Annotated in this window: 19 protein-coding genes; 15 read left to right on the top strand and 4 right to left on the bottom strand. The window is 57.9% G+C overall.

Annotated elements, in window-relative coordinates; translation table 11 throughout:
• Positions 1 to 2 precede the first annotated feature (2 nt).
• The 3 genes from IPH10_08175 to IPH10_08165 form a co-directional block, all read right to left on the bottom strand.
• A complete protein-coding gene (locus IPH10_08175; GenBank protein MBK6910889.1) occupies positions 3 to 326 on the bottom strand; it encodes a hypothetical protein in 324 nt (107 codons plus the stop codon).
• Entirely contained in the window at positions 317 to 508 is a 192-nt protein-coding gene (locus IPH10_08170) for a permease (protein MBK6910888.1), read from the bottom strand. The genes IPH10_08175 and IPH10_08170 overlap by 10 nt, the downstream gene beginning before the upstream one ends.
• 264 nt (positions 509 to 772) lie before the next feature.
• On the bottom strand, positions 773 to 1,030 hold the full coding sequence (locus IPH10_08165; GenBank protein MBK6910887.1) for a permease: 258 nt from the start codon (positions 1,028 to 1,030) through the stop codon (positions 773 to 775).
• 437 nt (positions 1,031 to 1,467) lie between these two features.
• Here IPH10_08165 and IPH10_08160 point away from each other — a divergent pair, with 437 nt between their 5' ends.
• The 14 genes from IPH10_08160 to IPH10_08095 all read left to right on the top strand — a co-directional run bounded on the left by IPH10_08160 (position 1,468) and on the right by IPH10_08095 (position 12,862).
• Positions 1,468 to 1,662 (top strand): hypothetical protein, encoded by a 195-nt coding sequence (locus IPH10_08160; protein MBK6910886.1) that lies wholly within the window; start codon positions 1,468 to 1,470, stop codon positions 1,660 to 1,662.
• The gene (locus tag IPH10_08155; GenBank protein ID MBK6910885.1) at positions 1,625 to 1,837 is read left to right on the top strand and encodes an orotidine 5'-phosphate decarboxylase; all 213 of its coding nucleotides are present in this window, start codon (positions 1,625 to 1,627) and stop codon (positions 1,835 to 1,837) included. Before IPH10_08160 ends, IPH10_08155 begins: the two co-directional genes overlap by 38 nt.
• Before the next feature lie 307 nt (positions 1,838 to 2,144).
• A complete protein-coding gene (locus IPH10_08150; GenBank protein ID MBK6910884.1) occupies positions 2,145 to 2,333 on the top strand; it encodes a zinc ribbon domain-containing protein in 189 nt (62 codons plus the stop codon).
• On the top strand, positions 2,317 to 2,754 hold the full coding sequence (locus IPH10_08145; GenBank protein ID MBK6910883.1) for an RDD family protein: 438 nt from the start codon (positions 2,317 to 2,319) through the stop codon (positions 2,752 to 2,754). Before IPH10_08150 ends, IPH10_08145 begins: the two co-directional genes overlap by 17 nt.
• A gap of 194 nt (positions 2,755 to 2,948) precedes the next feature.
• A complete protein-coding gene (locus IPH10_08140; protein ID MBK6910882.1) occupies positions 2,949 to 3,518 on the top strand; it encodes an orotate phosphoribosyltransferase in 570 nt (189 codons plus the stop codon).
• Positions 3,519 to 3,619: 101 nt separating this feature from the next.
• Positions 3,620 to 3,844 carry a hypothetical protein gene (locus IPH10_08135; GenBank protein MBK6910881.1) on the top strand — a complete coding sequence of 75 codons (225 nt, stop codon included), beginning with the start codon at positions 3,620 to 3,622 and terminating at the stop codon, positions 3,842 to 3,844.
• Between the two features lie 81 nt (positions 3,845 to 3,925).
• Complete coding sequence (locus IPH10_08130) at positions 3,926 to 4,015, top strand: zinc-ribbon domain-containing protein (GenBank protein ID MBK6910880.1); 90 nt, start codon at positions 3,926 to 3,928, stop codon at positions 4,013 to 4,015.
• Between the two features lie 40 nt (positions 4,016 to 4,055).
• Positions 4,056 to 4,439 carry an RDD family protein gene (locus IPH10_08125; GenBank protein MBK6910879.1) on the top strand — a complete coding sequence of 128 codons (384 nt, stop codon included), beginning with the start codon at positions 4,056 to 4,058 and terminating at the stop codon, positions 4,437 to 4,439.
• 104 nt (positions 4,440 to 4,543) lie between these two features.
• Positions 4,544 to 5,242, top strand: a complete 699-nt coding sequence (locus IPH10_08120; protein ID MBK6910878.1) for an MBL fold metallo-hydrolase — start codon at positions 4,544 to 4,546, stop codon at positions 5,240 to 5,242.
• Between the two features lie 166 nt (positions 5,243 to 5,408).
• Positions 5,409 to 6,593 carry a cyanophycinase gene (locus IPH10_08115; GenBank protein MBK6910877.1) on the top strand — a complete coding sequence of 395 codons (1,185 nt, stop codon included), beginning with the start codon at positions 5,409 to 5,411 and terminating at the stop codon, positions 6,591 to 6,593.
• A gap of 242 nt (positions 6,594 to 6,835) precedes the next feature.
• Positions 6,836 to 7,525, top strand: coding sequence for a peptidylprolyl isomerase (locus IPH10_08110; GenBank protein MBK6910876.1), 690 nt, complete (start codon positions 6,836 to 6,838; stop codon positions 7,523 to 7,525).
• A 189-nt stretch (positions 7,526 to 7,714) separates the two neighbouring features.
• The gene (locus IPH10_08105; protein ID MBK6910875.1) at positions 7,715 to 10,066 is read left to right on the top strand and encodes a T9SS type A sorting domain-containing protein; all 2,352 of its coding nucleotides are present in this window, start codon (positions 7,715 to 7,717) and stop codon (positions 10,064 to 10,066) included.
• 238 nt (positions 10,067 to 10,304) lie between these two features.
• Positions 10,305 to 12,080 carry a hypothetical protein gene (locus IPH10_08100; GenBank protein ID MBK6910874.1) on the top strand — a complete coding sequence of 592 codons (1,776 nt, stop codon included), beginning with the start codon at positions 10,305 to 10,307 and terminating at the stop codon, positions 12,078 to 12,080.
• A complete protein-coding gene (locus tag IPH10_08095; protein MBK6910873.1) occupies positions 11,972 to 12,862 on the top strand; it encodes a hypothetical protein in 891 nt (296 codons plus the stop codon). The genes IPH10_08100 and IPH10_08095 overlap by 109 nt, the downstream gene beginning before the upstream one ends.
• Positions 12,863 to 12,950: 88 nt before the next feature.
• On the opposite strand, the gene IPH10_08090 is transcribed toward IPH10_08095, so the two are convergent.
• Positions 12,951 to 13,319 (bottom strand): hypothetical protein, encoded by a 369-nt coding sequence (locus tag IPH10_08090; protein ID MBK6910872.1) that lies wholly within the window; start codon positions 13,317 to 13,319, stop codon positions 12,951 to 12,953.
• Between the two features lie 282 nt (positions 13,320 to 13,601).
• On the opposite strand from IPH10_08090, the gene IPH10_08085 reads away from it, so the two are divergent.
• On the top strand, positions 13,602 to 16,586 hold the full coding sequence (locus IPH10_08085; protein MBK6910871.1) for a hypothetical protein: 2,985 nt from the start codon (positions 13,602 to 13,604) through the stop codon (positions 16,584 to 16,586).
• The last annotated feature ends 299 nt before the right edge of the window (positions 16,587 to 16,885 follow it).

Genomic DNA, 16,885 nt, shown 5'->3' with positions numbered 1-16,885 from the left:
CCTCAATATTCAGTTGTAGTTCGTTGCTCGCGAGCTTTCGGTGCGGTTCCATACCGCCGTTTGAGTTTGTAAAAATAATGCCGCGCAATGAACACGCTCAACACCGCCGCGGCGGCCCATTGCCACCATGACGGACCATGCCCGTGCAGATGTTCCGGCGTAGTAATCGTCAGGCCCGTTTGTGCCAGGAGGTGGTCCAACTTAGTCCGAACACCAGCGCGAATCCGGCAATCGAAACCAGATACACGCCCAGCACGCGCGTGCCCAAGGCTCGCGATCACGAGCATCGTCGCCGCATTCGTCGCCGGGCCGGTCATCAAGAACACGAACGCCGCTTCCGCCGAGATCCCCTGGTCATCAGCACCGCGGCAATCGGCACGCTGGCCGTCGAGCAAACATACAGCGGCAGCCCGATCAGCATCATCACGAGCATCGCGCCGATTCCGCCGCCCAGATTCCCCGCGAAGAAGTCATCCGGTATCGCCGTTGAGATCACGCCCGCCAGCAAGATACCGACGATCAGCCAGAACGCGATGTCCCTAACAGTTCTTTGAAGGCAAAGTCAGTAGCCGCCAGCCAGCTTTTCGCCGAATGAGCGCCGCTCGTCGGCTTCGGCCAGCGCGTCTTCACTGTGCAAGTGATGCTTGTTCCACCTCTTCTTCGCGCGCGCCCGGTTTGACCAAAAGCACCGCCAGCCCACCAGCACCCGCTGACGAACGCCGCCACGGGTCGAAAGATCGCCATCACCAGCCGAAGAAGCCGTACGTCACGATCATCGAATCCACCCTCCCGCGGTGTGGAAATCAGGCGACACCGTTGCCGCACGCGAGGCGCCTCGTTTGCGCAGGCCCACACCCGTGGGAATCACGCCGCACGAGCACAGTGGCATCGGCACACCAATTAGCGATGCTTTAAACGACGCCAGCAGCGTTTCGCCGCCCAGATGCCGCCCGATCGCCTTGCGCGGCACAAACCCGTGCAGCACTCCAGCCAGGGCAAACCCGAGGAGCAAGTACGGCGCCATCTCCATGTACAGCGCCCAAGTCCAATGAAATATCGTTCGATCATGCTTTCTGCTTAATCCCCTCTCGCTTCACGCGGGGGCAGGACGATCACCCCATCTCACCGTCGTCATGATGAAGCCCGCTGCGGGCTGAAGAATCCCTCGGCCTCTGCTCGCTCCACACGACCCGGCGCAACGCCGTCACTGGTCCCCGTGGCCCCACCCCAATCTACCCAATCCTCTACCTAACTTCAACTCCAGACGGCAATTTACACAATCGCCGGGTTGCACTTCTGTCACAAATTCGGTATATTCTACGGATTATTCCTGAACTCTGCACTTTCCTTGACCACTTTTTCTCTCCCCGTCTTAAAACCAGCATCGAGCGCGCCGGTTCCCCCTGTGCGTCGGCCTCGACCCCGATCCCGCCAAGATTCCCAAGCACTTTGGCTACGGAGCTGAAGGTGCGCAGAAATTCTTTAGAAGAGATCATCATCGCGCTGTGGACGAAAGTCGCGGCCTTCAAGCCCAATACCGCCTTCTTCGAGGCCTACGGTTCGGGCGGCTGGTTGATGCTTGAGCGCCTGCGCATCGCCTGCCCCCGACGTACTTTCTTGGCTGGTGGACGCAAAGCGCGGCGACATCGAGCACACCATTGAGTTCTACGCCCGCGCCCTATTCGACCGCGTGGGTGCCGATGCCGTGACCGTACAGCCCTATCTGGGTATGGCGGCCCTGGAACCCTTCTGGCGGCACACGGACAAGGGCGTCTTCGTGCTGACTGCAACATCGAACCCGAGCGCCGCTCTGATACAAGAGCTAAAGTGTCGGTGAACGCGCCTCTACGAGGAAGTTGCGCGGCAAGTTCAGGCCTCCAACCTGAACGGCAACCTGGGTCTGGTCGTCGGTACGACCAAACCCGTGGCCTTGGCCAGCGTGCTGAAAATTGCCCCCGAGCTGCCGCCCTCTTGCCCGGCAGCGGCGCCTAGGCGGCAGCGTCGCCGTGCTGGATCAGGTCAAAGCCGCCGGCGGCACCGCGCTACTGAATGTCTCGCGCAGCGTCCTTTATGCCTCCAACGGCCCCGATTGCATCAAGGCTGCCGTCAACGAGGTGGAGAAACTCTCCCCATAGGAGTAAGTCATGTTCTGCACAAAATGCGGTTCGACCCTGAACGACGAAGTGAAGTTCTGTTCGCGTTGCGGTCATCCCGCGCCGGTTTTGCCGCTCGTTCCCGCTGCGGCCGAAGCTGTGCCGCCGCCCCCGCTGCCCTTGCGGTCCCGCGGCCCGCTACGCCGGTTTTTGGATTCGCTTAGTGGCCCACATCATTGACCAACTCGTGATCTCCGTCGAGCTTCGTCTTCGTGATGATCGGCATCGTTTTCAGCATCGGCAGCATCTCGGCCATCACTGGCTCGACGACCCAGACCCGGCGGCGATTATCGCTGTCATCGGCGGCTGGGTGGTGTTTGCGGCGATCATCTCCATCGGCCAGTGGCTCTATTTTGCGTTCATGGAAAGCTCGCCCTCGCGCGGCTCGCTCGGTAAAATCGCCGTTGGCCTGCAAGTCGTGGATTCTCGCGGCCAAACCATCAGCTTCGCCCGCGCATCGGGCCGCTACTTCGCTAAATTTCTCTCGAGCATGATTCTCATGATCGGTTACATTATGGCCGGCTTCACCGCCAAGAAGCAGGCGCTTCACGACATTCTGGCGGACACCTACGTGATCTATTCCCGGCAGCAGGAATACTAAGCCCGCCGCGCAACCCGGCACCGATGTCACCTTGGAGCTCCTCGCTTCACTGGGACTTCGGTTAGAATACCCCTCGGTGCGCCGGCCGGCATCCGCTTTTGCAATCTCTAATTTCAAATTTCATATCTCATACCCGATCCCTTTCGCCTGATATCTAAATTAACCCCCAACCCACGTCCCGCGTGGCCCTAATCATGAATCAAGAAATCGCCCTGGATCTCCTTCGCGAATGCGGCGCGTTTCTCGAAGGGCATTTTCTGTTGTCGAGTGGCCGACACAGTGATGTGTATGTGGAGAAGTTTCGCCTGCTCGAACGGCCTGAACTGACGGAACAGTTCGCGCACGCTCTGGCCAATCACTTCCGGATTGCCAGCCCCGATCTGGTCGTCGGTCCCTTGACCGGCGGCGTGCTGGTGGCGCACGAAGTCGGTAAAGATATGGGAGTACAAATCGCCTTCCCTGAACGTGTGGACGGCCGCATGGAATGGCGGCGCGGTTTTGAAATTCAGCCCGGCCAACGCGTGCTGATTTGCGAAGATGTCATCACCACCGGCCTGTCGGTCGGCGAGGTCAAGGAAGCCATTGAACGCGATGGCGGCAACGTGATCGGTATCGGCGCCTTGATTCAGCGCGGTGACACGCACCTTTCGCCGACTCCTTATGCCGTGGTGAAACTGGCGCTCCAGTCATTTGCGCCCGCCGATTGCCCGTTCTGCCTGCAAGGCGTCCCGCTCTCGAAGCGCGGCAGCCGCGTCGCTGTCTGAGGAATCCCCATGCATTGCACCGTCTGTGGCGAAAAACTCGCGTCTGACGCGCGCTTCGTCCGAAGTGCGGCACGGACAGCGGTACGAAGGAACGGCCCGTTGTGGTCGTGCAACAACCGCCCGAGAAACACTGGCATCCGGGCATCGCCGCGGTTTTGAGCTTCTTCATTCCCGGCCTCGGTCAGATCTATCGCGGCAAGATCCTGCGCGGTCTGCTCTGGATGGGCGCCACTGCCGTAGGGCTATTGGCTGCTCATCGTGCCCGGCCTGATTCTGCATCTCTGTGCATCATTAATGCCTACGTCGGCAACCCCTACAAACGCTGAAGTCCGGGCCATCCTTCCACGGTCCGACTTCTGACTTCTGACTTTTTAGCTTCTGTCTTCATTCCTCTAAATTTTCCGCCCATGTTCTGTCCACATTGCGGCAAGCAAACACACGAAACGGCGCAGTACTGCGAAAACTGCGGGCCGGGAAATCGTGTTGCCCAAGACTGAGCAGACCGCGCATGCGCCGGACTCGCTCAACGTCTTTCCGGTGCAATATGCCGGCTTCTGGCGGCTCGTGCTGGCCGCGATTATTGATACCATCATTATCCAGATTGCCGCGGCACCGTTCACTTGGCATGCGGAGTTTGATCTATTCTCGATGACATTTGGTCTCGAGTTGGTTATTCAGTGGCTCTATTGCGCGCTGTTTGAAAGTTCCTTCCGGCAGGCCACCATCGGCAAGATCGTGATGAACATCGTCGTCACCGATCTGAACTATCGCCGTATTTCTTTCGCGAGGGCGACGGGCCGCCACTTCGCCAAGTACATCAGCGCGATTATTCTCGGCATCGGCTATATCATGGTCGCGTTCACCGAGAAGAAGCAAGGCCTGCACGACATTCTCGCCGACACCTTAGTCGTCCAGAAATGAATCACCGCTGATTCATACTTCATACCTCATACCTCATACTTTTCCCGTGTTCGTCGCCACACTCGCTTCCGGTTCACTGGCCAATTCACTGTTCATCCGCTCGGGTGACACGCGCCTGCTCGTGGATGCGGGCCTCGGCGTGCGTGCGCTGCTTTTCGCGTTGCAGGAACTCGGCGAGCAGCCTGCAGGATCTCAGCGCGATTTTCATTACGCACGAACACTCCGATCACACGAAAGGTTTGAACAGCCTGTTGAAGAAGACGCAGGCCCCGGTCTATGCCACGACCGGCACGCTCACGGCCCTGTCACCGGGTTTCATGCGTCGTCAGAAGGCCTTTCCGATCAACGGCACACTCGTGGATGTCGGCCCGTTCACGGTGCGCGCACTGCACGTCTCGCACGATGCCGCCGAACCTGCGGCCTATCAAATTCACTGCGGCCACGAAGTGCTGACCGTCGCCACCGATCTGGGCGAGGTCTCCCCTGACTTACACGACGCATTTGCCGAATCGACGATTGCCGTTATCGAGAGCAACCACGACGAGGAGCTGCTGCGCACCGGTCCCTACCCCGAACTGCTCAAGCAGCGTATCGCCCTCCCACACGGGCCATCTCTCAAATCGCCAGACCGCCGACGTGCTCCGCTCGTGCAAGAAGCTCAAGCACACGGTGCTCGCGCATCTGTCCGAAGAGAACAATCATCCCGATCCGCGCGCGCCAGCGCCCGTACCGCGCTTGACAACCCCGAGATCGCCGTTCACCTGACCGCGCAAAAAACGCTCGGCCCCATTCTCACTTTGTGATCAGGCGATGACCACAACGGCCGCGTCAAATCTGTGGACCGACTCGTTGGACGCGCTTCCGCGGCACCCGCGCATCACAGGCTCGTGTTTGAAAATAGCCGGTGCGCGTGCTCGCGGCGGCACCCGCTTTCGGTACCCCGTTCGTTATCTAGACTAATTATGCGCCATGAATCTTCTGTATGTGATTGCCGTTGTTCTTGCGTGTTCCGCGTTCAATTTCGTCCGCGCCCAAAACTACACGTCCTACTTCACAGGTAGCCCGCTGGACATCCCGGTCCAGGCCGAAGGCGGTGTGTGCATGATGGGCGGAGCGACGGAACATGACGAAGCGATGAGGTGGTTTCTCCGGCGGGCCAATGGCGGGGACGTGCTCGTTTTGCGGACGGATGGAGCGGACGGCTACAACGACTACCTGTATTCTGAATTGGGTGTGCCGGTGAATTCGGTTGAAACCATCGTCTGTCATAATGCTCTGTCGGCGGGCGAAAGCTACATCCACACCAAGATCCGCATGGCCGAGGCAATTTGGTTCGCCGGCGGCGACCAGTGGGATTATGTGTCATACTGGCGCCACACTCCCATAGACAGCCTAATTAATCTCGGTATCACCAATCGCAATGTCGTCGTCGGCGGCACCAGCGCCGGCATGGCCATACTCGGCGGGTTCTACTACACCGGGCAGAACGGCAGCGTAACGTCCCCGGTCGCCTTGAATAATCCCTACGATCCCTTGGTGACCGTGGATTCCACGAAGTTCATTGACGTCCGCTATATGGACGATGTGGTGACCGACACTCACTATGATGCCCGGGCGCGCGAAGGCCGTCACGTCGTGTTCATGGCCAGAATCCTGACCGACAACGCGCGGGTGCCGCGCGGCATCGCCTGCAACGAATACACGGCGGTCTGTATTGACACGAACGGGATCGCCACCGTGTACGGAGACTACCCCAACTACGAGGAAGCCGCTTTCTTCCTGCAGACCAATTGCGAACTGGAGGACTTCAGGCCCGAGCTCTGCGCACCGACGATGCCGTTGGATTGGAATCTCGCCGGACAGGCCGTGCGCGTCTGCAAAGTCTACGGCACCAACACGGGCATGTACACCTTTAGCGTCGCCGATTGGGAGACCAGCGTCGGCGGCGAATGGGAGAACTGGTATGTTTCGAATGGTACTCTGCATCAAGACGACGGCGTGCCTGTCAATTGCGACTCGGTGTTTTCTGCCGCCGAAGTCGTCCCGGCTCCCCGTGACGTCCGCCTGCTGCAGGCCTATCCGAATCCGTTCAATGCCTCGACAACGATACACTTCGAACTGGCGCGCGCAGCGCAGGTCACGATCAACGTGTGACATTCTGGGCCGCTCCATCGCGCAGCTGCTCAGCGGCCCCATGAGCGCAGGCCAGCACCAGCTCGCGTGGAACTGCGCCGACTGCGCGAGCGGCATCTACATGGTCGAATTGCAGAGCGGATCGAATACGCTCGTAAGCAAGATTATGCTGTTGCGCTAACCACCGGCAAACGTCGTACAATACGGCGCCGCCCGTTTCATCATTCTGCATTCATCATTCATCATTCAAATAGAGGACCCGCATGAAGACAGTTTTCGCGTTACTGCTGGCGGCCGGTGTTGCTTTCGCCGGTTGCAGCAAGGCGGACAAGCCCGCTGATCAGGCTGCCAAGAAGGAAGAGCCGAAGAAGACCGAAGTCAAGAACACTCAGGAGCAAACGAAACCCGTGTCCGATACACCCAAATTGGAGAAGTGGCCCGCCGATTATCCGGTGGATGGCGATAGCGTCGCCGTGATCGAAATTGAGCAGGAAGGCGGCCCAATCAAGGGTACCATCGTCTGCGAGTTTTATCCCGATAAGGCGCCCAATCACGTGCGCAATTTCAAATGGCTGGCCGACCACGACTACTACAATGGCGTGATTTTCCATCGCGTCATCAAAGGTTTCATGATTCAGGGCGGCGATCCCACCGGCACCGGCGGCGGCGGACCCGGTTGGAATGTGAATGCCGAGTTCAATGATCGCAAGCACGAGCCGGGCACGCTCTCGATGGCGCGCACGCCAGACCCGAACAGTGCGGGCTCGCAGTTCTTCATCTGCCACGTCGCCACGCCTCACCTGGACAATCAGTACACCGTTTTTGGCAAGACCATCAAGGGCATGGAAATCGTGGACGCGATCGCCAACACCGCCGTGCAAGGCTCAACGCCGCTGCAAAAGATCAAGATGAAATCCGTCAAGATCGTCGCCCGCAAGGACGCCGGGGTGTAAACATTTTTGCACAGCGCCGATGGCGTGTTGGCGGCCGTCGCCAACACGTGGTCAACGCATTGCCTTGAAGTTGAACAGCTTGTGCCATTGGCGCAAGCTGTTTTGTTTTCTTCGGAATTTTGTCATATTGAAACAGCGGCATGAATTTGTCTGTCGCGTTGCAGGAACAAAATAACAGGGAGACCGAACATGAGAATCTTCATTCGAGCGTTAATCATTTGCTGCTTGGCAATTACGACGGACAAGCTTTTCGCACAACCTGTGAATGAATTTGCACAGGACGCGAACACAATCCTCCTCCTCAATCTTAACGAAGGGAGCGGCGTGGTCGCCGCGGATGCCTCTCTGAATGGCCTTGACGGACTTCTGCGCGGCACGCCGCAATGGGTGCCAGGACGCTTTGGCAGCGGACTGAAGTTCAACGGGGCACCGACCACTTGCGCAATATCCTACGACGGCGCTTCGTCCTTCGTGCAGGTTCCGCATAGCAGCTCACTGAATGTCGGCACGGGAGATTACACGGTCGAAAGTTGGGTTTACTTGGATGTGCAAAACACAACATACGATAATCCGATCGTTCTAAAGGGCCGTTCCTCGGCAATCGCCTATTGGGCGTTGCAAGTTCGCACCGATCTCATTCCCGGATTCTGTGCCGCCTTCAACAACGACGAAGTTTGCGTGAACGGGCCGTCCCCGTTTGAGCTGAATCAATGGTACCATATCGCCGGCGTGCGCAACGGAACGCAGTACATTCTGTACATCAACGGAGTTGAAGTCAATCGCCGCACGAAATCCCTCGGCAGTCCTGATACAAACGAACCGATATACTTCGGTCACGTTCCTTATCATTCACCGCTCCGGTTCCTTGCCGGAGATCAAGATGAAATTCGCCTCTGGAATTACGCGAGAACCGCTGCCGAGATTTCTGCGGCTCGTAATCAGACTATCAGCGGCACCGAAACCGGACTCATCGGGCTGTGGAACTTCGACGAATGTACTGGCGAGTCTGTCCTGGATCATTCTTCCAATCAAAACCATGGCACGCTCGTTGGCACATACGAGTACGCCCCCGCAAGCTGGGCCGGATCGGCCGAAGGCGACGCCATTGATTTGGGCTCTCCCGCCCTTCTTGAGCCTGACATCTTCACGCTGGAGTGCTGGATCAATGCAGATTCGCTTCGTCCTAATCAGATGCTCATCATCACAAGCGCTAAAGACTACCACGGCTACGCGCTCAGCCTCGTCGGCGGTCGTCCCAGTTTTGAAGTCCAGAGCGGCGGGCAACGCTATCAAGCAATTGCGCCTGATCAGATCGTTCCCGGAACTTGGTATCACCTCGCCGGAACTTTTGATGGCATGACCGTGCGCACCTTCGTAGACGGTTGCTGTGCCGCAGCCGTTGCAGGTTCCTTGAGTGATGCGACCTACCCCTTGTTCGTTGGCACGGACGTCACGCCGCCCTACGTCTCCGATCCGTTCCGCGGCACAGTGGATGACGTCAGACTCTCCGATGTCCTGCGCTATACCTGTGACTCAACCGGCACGATTTCCTTCACCGTGTCACCCGGATATTCCGGAGTCATGGTGGATCTATTCGATGAAAGCAACGCTCTGGTGGCGGCGGCGTTGACAGCGGCTGGCGGCGGAGTATTTTCGGCATTGAACCCCGGCACGTATTACGTTGAGCTGATTGAGCCGCTGGGCATGCAGGCAAATCAGAATCATGTTCAAGTTGTCCTTGCGCCGCGCGCTGCCGAAACGGTGAATTTTGTTCTAAACAACTCCATCACCGTGAACGACGCGCGCTCAAAAGGCTACTGGAAGCATCAGGTCAAAGCGAATCTGACCGGCCACGGCCATGCTGATTACGATGAAGGCGAACTCGAATCTCTGTTGGCCAGCATCTATGACTGCTTCTACTTGAGTCCGGTCAACCACATTCAAATCATCGGCGTCACTCACTCCGGCGCTCCGGCGGCGGCGCTTTCACTTATGGATATGAGCGCCATGCTCAGTGTCAATCAGGGCGGCAGCACTCCCATTGAGCGTGCGTCGTCTCATACGCTCGCTTTGCTCTTGAATGTCGCTTCGGGCAAGCTCGCTCAGTATGCGGCCGCTTCAACGGACGGCGCAACGGTATCGCAGGCTGTGGTGCATATCGCCGGCATCATCAACTCTAATCCAAATCAGGCCAAGTTGATCGCCGAAACGTTGAACAACGCCGCGCTCGTCTGCGCAGGAGTCATTCCGCTGTCGACACCCGACGTTTTGTTCTCGGATGCATCGAGCTTTGGCGGTGCGATGCCTAATCCGTTTAATCCGACGACGACGCTGCAATTTACGCTTGCGGCGGCTATGGATGTTAGCCTGATCATTTATGATATTCTGGGGCGCGAGGTCGCCACCTTGGCGGACGGTCGCTATCTCCCCGGCACGCATTCCGTTAACTTTGACGGCTCCAATCTGGCCTCCGGCATCTATTTCGCGCAATTCAGGTCCGCAAACACGGTCAAGGTGCAGAAACTCATGTTGCTGAAGTAGCGCGCGACTCTCATCGTCAGCAGGGACTCAGCGGGGCTGAATCACCTAAGCTCTAACACGATCCCTGTATCAGGCCTCCAGCCTGACGGACAGAACACCAAACAGCCGCATGGTCCCCCCCATGCGGCTGTTGCATATTCCTGCCCCGTGTCACCACTTGCTTTATGGATAACCTCGGTCATATATTGTAGGTTCTCCATGTCGTTTGATGAACCGCGAATGATCAGGAATGTCCTGCATGAAAATCTTCTATTCTGTGCTATTGTGCTTTATCCTTGCTTCGACCGTGGCTCTGGCCAACGCGGCCAACTCCTCGGACCGCTCGCCGATCACACCTCTGGATGACCTTTCGTGGGGCGAGGCCTGTCGCGATTCCATCCCGCTCCACTTCTCTGAGCTTCCGTTTTGCACGACCGCCACTACCGCCGGCGCGCGCAATGACTACACCGTTCCCTGCATCGGTGGGCCGTTCAATACTGGTCCCGACGTGGTCTATTGCCTCGATTACTACGGCGACAGCTTTGTCCGCACCGTCACGGCCTCACTCTGCGGCACCGGATTTGACGGCGCACTGCATGTCTGGCGCAATCGCCACCCCGACGCGGCCGGCAGCACCTTGATCGGCTGCAGCAACAGCGCTTGCGAAGATGACGGCTGTGTCACCTTCACCATGCACCCCGATTCCTTTTACTATATCGTGGTAGACGGCGGCCAAAGTTGGATGAATAGCGGCATCTACCAGCTCAACATTCGCGAAGGAACGATCTGCTCTGAGAACGCTTGCGACTCGAACCCTTTCCCCGGCGAAAGCCGCGACACCGAACCGGTAAACGACGAGCGTTGCGGGCTGGATGCCCCGTTCATCGTTTGTAACGACACCTTGGTCGGTCACGTTTCCTCGATGAGCGGACCGGATACGGTTGACTACTACACCTTCTACATTGACCCCGGATTCTGCTATCAACCCACCATTGAAGTCTTCGGATTTCCTGACGGTGCTGGCACATTCAATCCGGTTATCTACACTCACCGCATTGACGAAGGATGCAGTTCGTGGGGCCTGCCCGAGGCGAGTGTTACCGGCGAAGACAATGTCTATCTTGACCTCGCTTGCCTGTTGCCGGGACTCTATCAATTCGGTGTGGCCAGTCAAGGTCCGGGCGGCCACTACATGCTGCTGTTCAAGTGTACCGAATGCGCCTGCGGCACGACATCGCTGCCGAATTTTGATCTTGAGCAAAACAACAATCTCTGCGGCCCGAACAACCCCGCACTCGCCTCAGGTGATTCACTCTGGGGCGCCATCACGAACCTCGCCGACGTGGACTGGTTCAATTTTGAGGTAACCGAACAGCAGGGCGAAACAGTTTCAGTGTCTCTCATCGCCGACGGTCATCCCGGCTTCTTCACATATGGTCAAGGGCTCAACCCCAAGCTGTTCCTGTTTGGCAACCAGTGTCAAAGCATGATTGCCAACGACGACGACAGCGGCTTGGGCGCGGATGCATTCCTCGGCCCAATCTTCCTGCCGCAAGGTTTCTACTCGATCAAGGTTGAAGGCAACGGCAGCGTCGGCCCGTACATTCTCGGCACGCGCTGCGAAAGCTGCCCGTGCGAGACGTGCCCCCACCCGAATCGCGACAACGAGGCGAACAACGGCTCGTGCGGTCTGGACAATCCTGTCGTCTCCTGTGGTCAAACATTCTGCGGCGAGATTCTGAATCCCAACGACCTCGACTACTACACCTTCATTCCGCCGCAGGACGCCTGCACTTGGTTCACAATCCGAGTGCTCGCCGATGACACTCCGGACCAATGCGCGCCTTCGGCGGCGGTCTCGATGCGGCGATTGACGTCTATAGCGCCAACTGCGGCGGTCTCCTTTACAGCGAAGACTTCGGCGGCGTGGGTACCGATCCAATCGCAACCTTTAGCCAAGAGTATCCCGAATCCGCCTACACGATCGTCGTACGCGGCACTGCGAACTCCAGCGGCCGCTACATACTGGAAGTGAATGGTCAACCGGCGGAGTGTTTGGAAGTCTGCATCGTCGAACCGCTGCCGGGCGATCTGTTCGAATACGAGTACTGCGGGATGTCGTCCGCGGGCAACGGCTGCGAAGGCGAGTTCTTCTCAGCCTATTCCATCCAGTGCGGCGAATCCTACTTCGGCTACTCCGATGCGAACGAGGCATTCATTGACCAAGATTGGTACCAATTCACAGTCCACGACTCCAATGACATGGTTGCCGTCTGCCTCGAATCCAGCTTCGACGCGGCACTTTCAGTTATCGCCGCCGGACCCGCCTCCGACTTCTGCTGGGAACGCGACCTCCTGAACTGCACCATCGCGCCGCAGTGCGCCACAACCTGTGACTCACTCTGTCTTGCTCCCGGTGATTACTTCTTCGAGGTCAAGCCGCTCGCTCCCTACTTCGTGACTTGCGGCAAATATCGCTTGAGCATGAAATGCGGAGATTGTCAGCCGTCACGTCCTGCTCCGATCGAACACTTGACGGTTCACTTCCCGGATGACGAGTACGTCGCCGACCCCGAGCGCACGAATGTCGTGCTGCGCTGGGAAGAAATCCAGGGCGCCGATCAATATCTGGTCTATCGCACGACCAATTCCGATCCCCGGGCGATCATCTCGCCTGAGAATTTGATCGCCGTCACCGATCTCAACCGCTACATTGATGAGAGTCGGATTCAAAACGACGGATCAACCGAACAGGTCTACTATGCGGTCGTTGTCCGCTTCCTGACCAGCGCCCCACCCTGCAACAGCGGCAACTAATCGCAAGATTTCACGCACCCAATTAAACAACAACAGCCGCATGGACACTCCATGCGGCTGTTTGCTTTGAATAGTTTTGGCAATCGCCCTACGCTTCCGGCAGCTTGTGCTCGCGCAGGTGCTGCAGGATGACCCGCGGCCAGCGCATCGAGCACTCCACCTCGCATGGCGCCAGATCATGCCGCACAAAGCAACGCCCCTCACACTCAGGGCTCATGAAATGTAACTCCTTGCCGCGCGGCGCGCGAAACGCACCAGCCAGTTGACCCACCATCAGCGAAAAACCCTCGTGACAACCCACGGCCTCATGGACGAAAAAGAAGTGCCCCTCTTCAGGGTTGCTGAACATGGGCTCATACGCAATAACCCGAACGGACTGATCGACCAGGAAGTGCTCAACCGTGTCCCATTCAAACCCGCATTTTGGACAGAGCCGAAACGCCGCGATCTGTTCCATGTGACCCCCTTTTAGAAACCTCATTCGATGTGGACCAAAGAACGGCATTCGCCTCACGATTGTCAAGCAATCATGAAATCTATTTACTCACTTATCGCTTTAAATACTTGTTTATATTATCTCAAGTCGACGAGTGTAGTAACTAATTCCAAACTCTCTTGATCGATTCTAAAGATTATCATAGAATGGCTTGCGCCTTTGGGGTAGGGTGTTTTATTATATCATATAGAATAGCAACTTGCGCTGCACAGATGAAATATGACTAAATTAGGAGAAATCAAGATGAAGCGATGTCGTAGCCTTGTGCTTACCCTGCTTCTGCTGACGCTGGCTCTACCACTTTGGGCCGCCCAAGGAGAGGACAGCCGCGACCCGAACAATCCGCTCGACCAAGGTGGCGAGACCTGCGCGACCGCCGTGGCCATCACCACGATCCCGTTTTGTGACACCGGCAGCACCGCCGGTCACCTCAATGATTACGGTGTGCCCTGTCAGACCGGCAGCGTCGCGCCGGACGTCGTCTATTCCATCACGCCGCCGGTGACGAGTACGCTCTCGTTTTCGCTCTGCGGCACGTCCTACAATTCAGCGCTGACCATCTGGCGCGGCTGCCCGTCGCAGGGCGGCGTGCTGGTCTGCTGCAGCGACAACGTCTGCGGCGATGACGCCTGCTGTTCCGGCGTGACACTGGCCGCCAACAACACCTACTTCGTCGTCGTGGATGGTGGTCTCACGCCGCACTCCGGCCCCTACCAATTCAACGTCGTTCAGGGCGAACTCTGCCCGAGCACACCCTGTCAGGACACTTGCACCTTTCCCAATCGTGATTTCGAAACGAACAATCTCTGCTCCGGTGGCGGCGGCACATTGATGTGCGGTGACACCGTGTGCGGCGATATTCTCGGTGGCAACGACACACAAGACTACTACTACTTCCAAGTCGCCGGACCAGGCTGCCGCAATGTCTCCATTGATGTCTTCGGCAACGACACTCCGGGCTACTGGCCGTTTGGACAAGGACTCGATCCCTCGGTTTACATTTACTCGGCGGCTTGCGATACTGTCTACGCCGCGGACGGCAGCAGCGGCGTCGGCAACGATGCCCGCATTGACAGCGTCTGTCTGGAACCGGGCATCTACCGCCTGCTCGTCGTCGGCAATCCGGTTGCGACGGACTTCGGTCCCTGCGTTGTCGCGATCAATTGCGGCAGTTGTCAGTGCACCGACACCTGCATCTATCCGAATCTCGACATCGAGCCGAACAACACCTGCGCCAACGGCGGCGAAGTCATCGCCTGCGGCGACACGCTGTGCGGCGACTTCACCTCGGCAACAGGTACGGACTACTACACTCTGCGCGTCGTCGGCACGGGCTGCTACCGCGTGAAAATCAACGTCTTCGGCGATGACACGCCGGGCTTCTATCCGTTCGGCCGCGGTCTTGATCCGTTCGTCGGCATGATCACGGGAGATTGTGCTACAACGATAACCTTCGATGATACAAGCGGCGTCGGCCTCGATCCCTATATTGAAGTCTGCGTGCCCGCCGGTACCTACAAGCTCTTCATCAACAACCTCGGCAACGGCACCGCGGGACCCTACATTCTCGCCACGGCCTGTGAACCGTGCGAATGCCCCGGCACCTGCCCCTATCCGAATCGCGACAACGAAGCGGTCAACAACACCTGCGGCACGTTCAATCCGCCGACACTGTGCGGCGATACGCTCTGCGGGAATCTGCTTTCGCCCACGGATAATCACGACTGGTATCTATTGACCGTCGTCGGTCCGGGTCTCACGCGCGTGACACTCAACGTATTCGCCGATGACACTCCGGGCTACTTCCCGTTCGGTCAAGGTCTCGATCCGCTCGTCCGGCTTGTCGGCAATGGCTGCACCACTATTCTCGGAGTGGATACCGCCGGTGGCGCGGGTGAAGATGCGCGTCTGGAAATCTGCGTTCCGCAAGGTTCCTACAACATTCAGGTGCAGCAGGAGGACTTCACCAGCGGACCGTACATTCTGGCCATCTCCTGTGCCCCCTGCGATACCTGTCCCTACCCGAGTCTCGACATCGAGCCGATCAACGACAACTGCGGCACGCAGAATCCGCTCATTCATTGCAACGACGCGCTCTGCGGGGAAATCACGCAGGATCACGGTATCAACGACGACTGGTATCTGCTCCAGATTACGCAGTGCACGCAGCTCTTCATTGACATCCTGGGCGACGACACTCCCGGCTTCTATCCGTTCGGCCGCGGCTTGAACACCGCCGCCGAATTGTGGAGAGCTGATTGCAACGAGATGCTCTATCAGGACCTCAACAGTGGCTCTGGTGAAGATGCGCGTTTGAATACGCCATGCATTGAGCCGGGCTTCTACATGCTCCGCATCTTTGGCGAAGGTCTCACCGAAGGCCCGTACATTCTCTTCATCGGCTGCGAAAGCTGTACCTGCACGCCGCCGTGTGAAGTCGTTTGTCCGGAATTCGGCATTCAAGAAGTTGAACCCTGCCCGGCGCAGGTGGACACCTTCAACGGCGGCTGTGACGGCGACGGTTTCACGCGCCTGTTCTGCGGCGACGTTTACTGCGCTCGGTCTTACAACCTCGATCAACGTGTTGACAGCGATTGGTACCGCATGCTGTTGACGGACAGCCGTCAGGTGCGTGTGTGTGTGGACAGCGAGTTCGACGGACTCTTGTCCCTCTTCGCCCGCGGACCTGAGTTCACGGATTGCCAATCCTACGACCTGATTGAGTGCACGCTCGTTAGCGAGTGTTCCGGTTTCCAGTGTCTGTCGGTCTGTCTCCCTCCCGGCATTTATGACATCTCCTATCGCCCGCAGAACACCGCCGAGTCATTCGAGTGCCGCGATTATGTGCTCGCTGCGGCCTGCTCCGACTGCCAACCTGACCGCTGCGAAGCCCCTGACAGTGTCGTGATTCACTTCCCGGATACGATTGGCGTCGGCAACGAATTGGAAGACATCGTGCTCTACTGGCCGCCCGTGCCCGGAGTGGATGAATACCGCATCTACCGTACGAGCGATCCGGTCGGCGTGTTCATTCCGTCGCCGTTTACCTACGTGGCCACGACGAATGACACCTTCTTCGTTCACGAAGACGTCATTTCGCTCGGCAATCCGGTCGAAGAGTACATCTACTATGTAGTCGGCTACTGCCGCCACGACTTCCCGCCTTGCGATGTCGTCCCCACCGTGGTGACGCCGCCCGCGCCGGATATCATCATGCCGCGCGAATAACCCCATAATCTCGCCAAGTTCAAACGGGGCCGAGCAATCGGCCCCGTTTGCGATCGAGCAGAGACCGAAACATTTAAAGCAACCGAGAGCCCTTTGGACATGCGAGATTCTTAATTCTATCTTTTGCCTTGATCCTCTTTCCTTTCGCATCGCCTGCCTTTGCGATCGAAGGCGATGACTGTTCTAACCCCTTTCTGATCGAGGCCATACCGTTTTGCGGTCGACTGGCTATTCTCACCGCATTCGCCGATGATTTTACTAACCCCCTGCACGGCACCTTTAGTCGGTGACGACGCCGT

Source organism: bacterium (assembly GCA_016702305.1).
In the GTDB taxonomy this organism is placed as follows: Bacteria; Electryoneota; RPQS01; order RPQS01; family RPQS01; genus JABWCQ01.
This window is presented reverse-complemented; position numbering and strand designations above follow the sequence as displayed.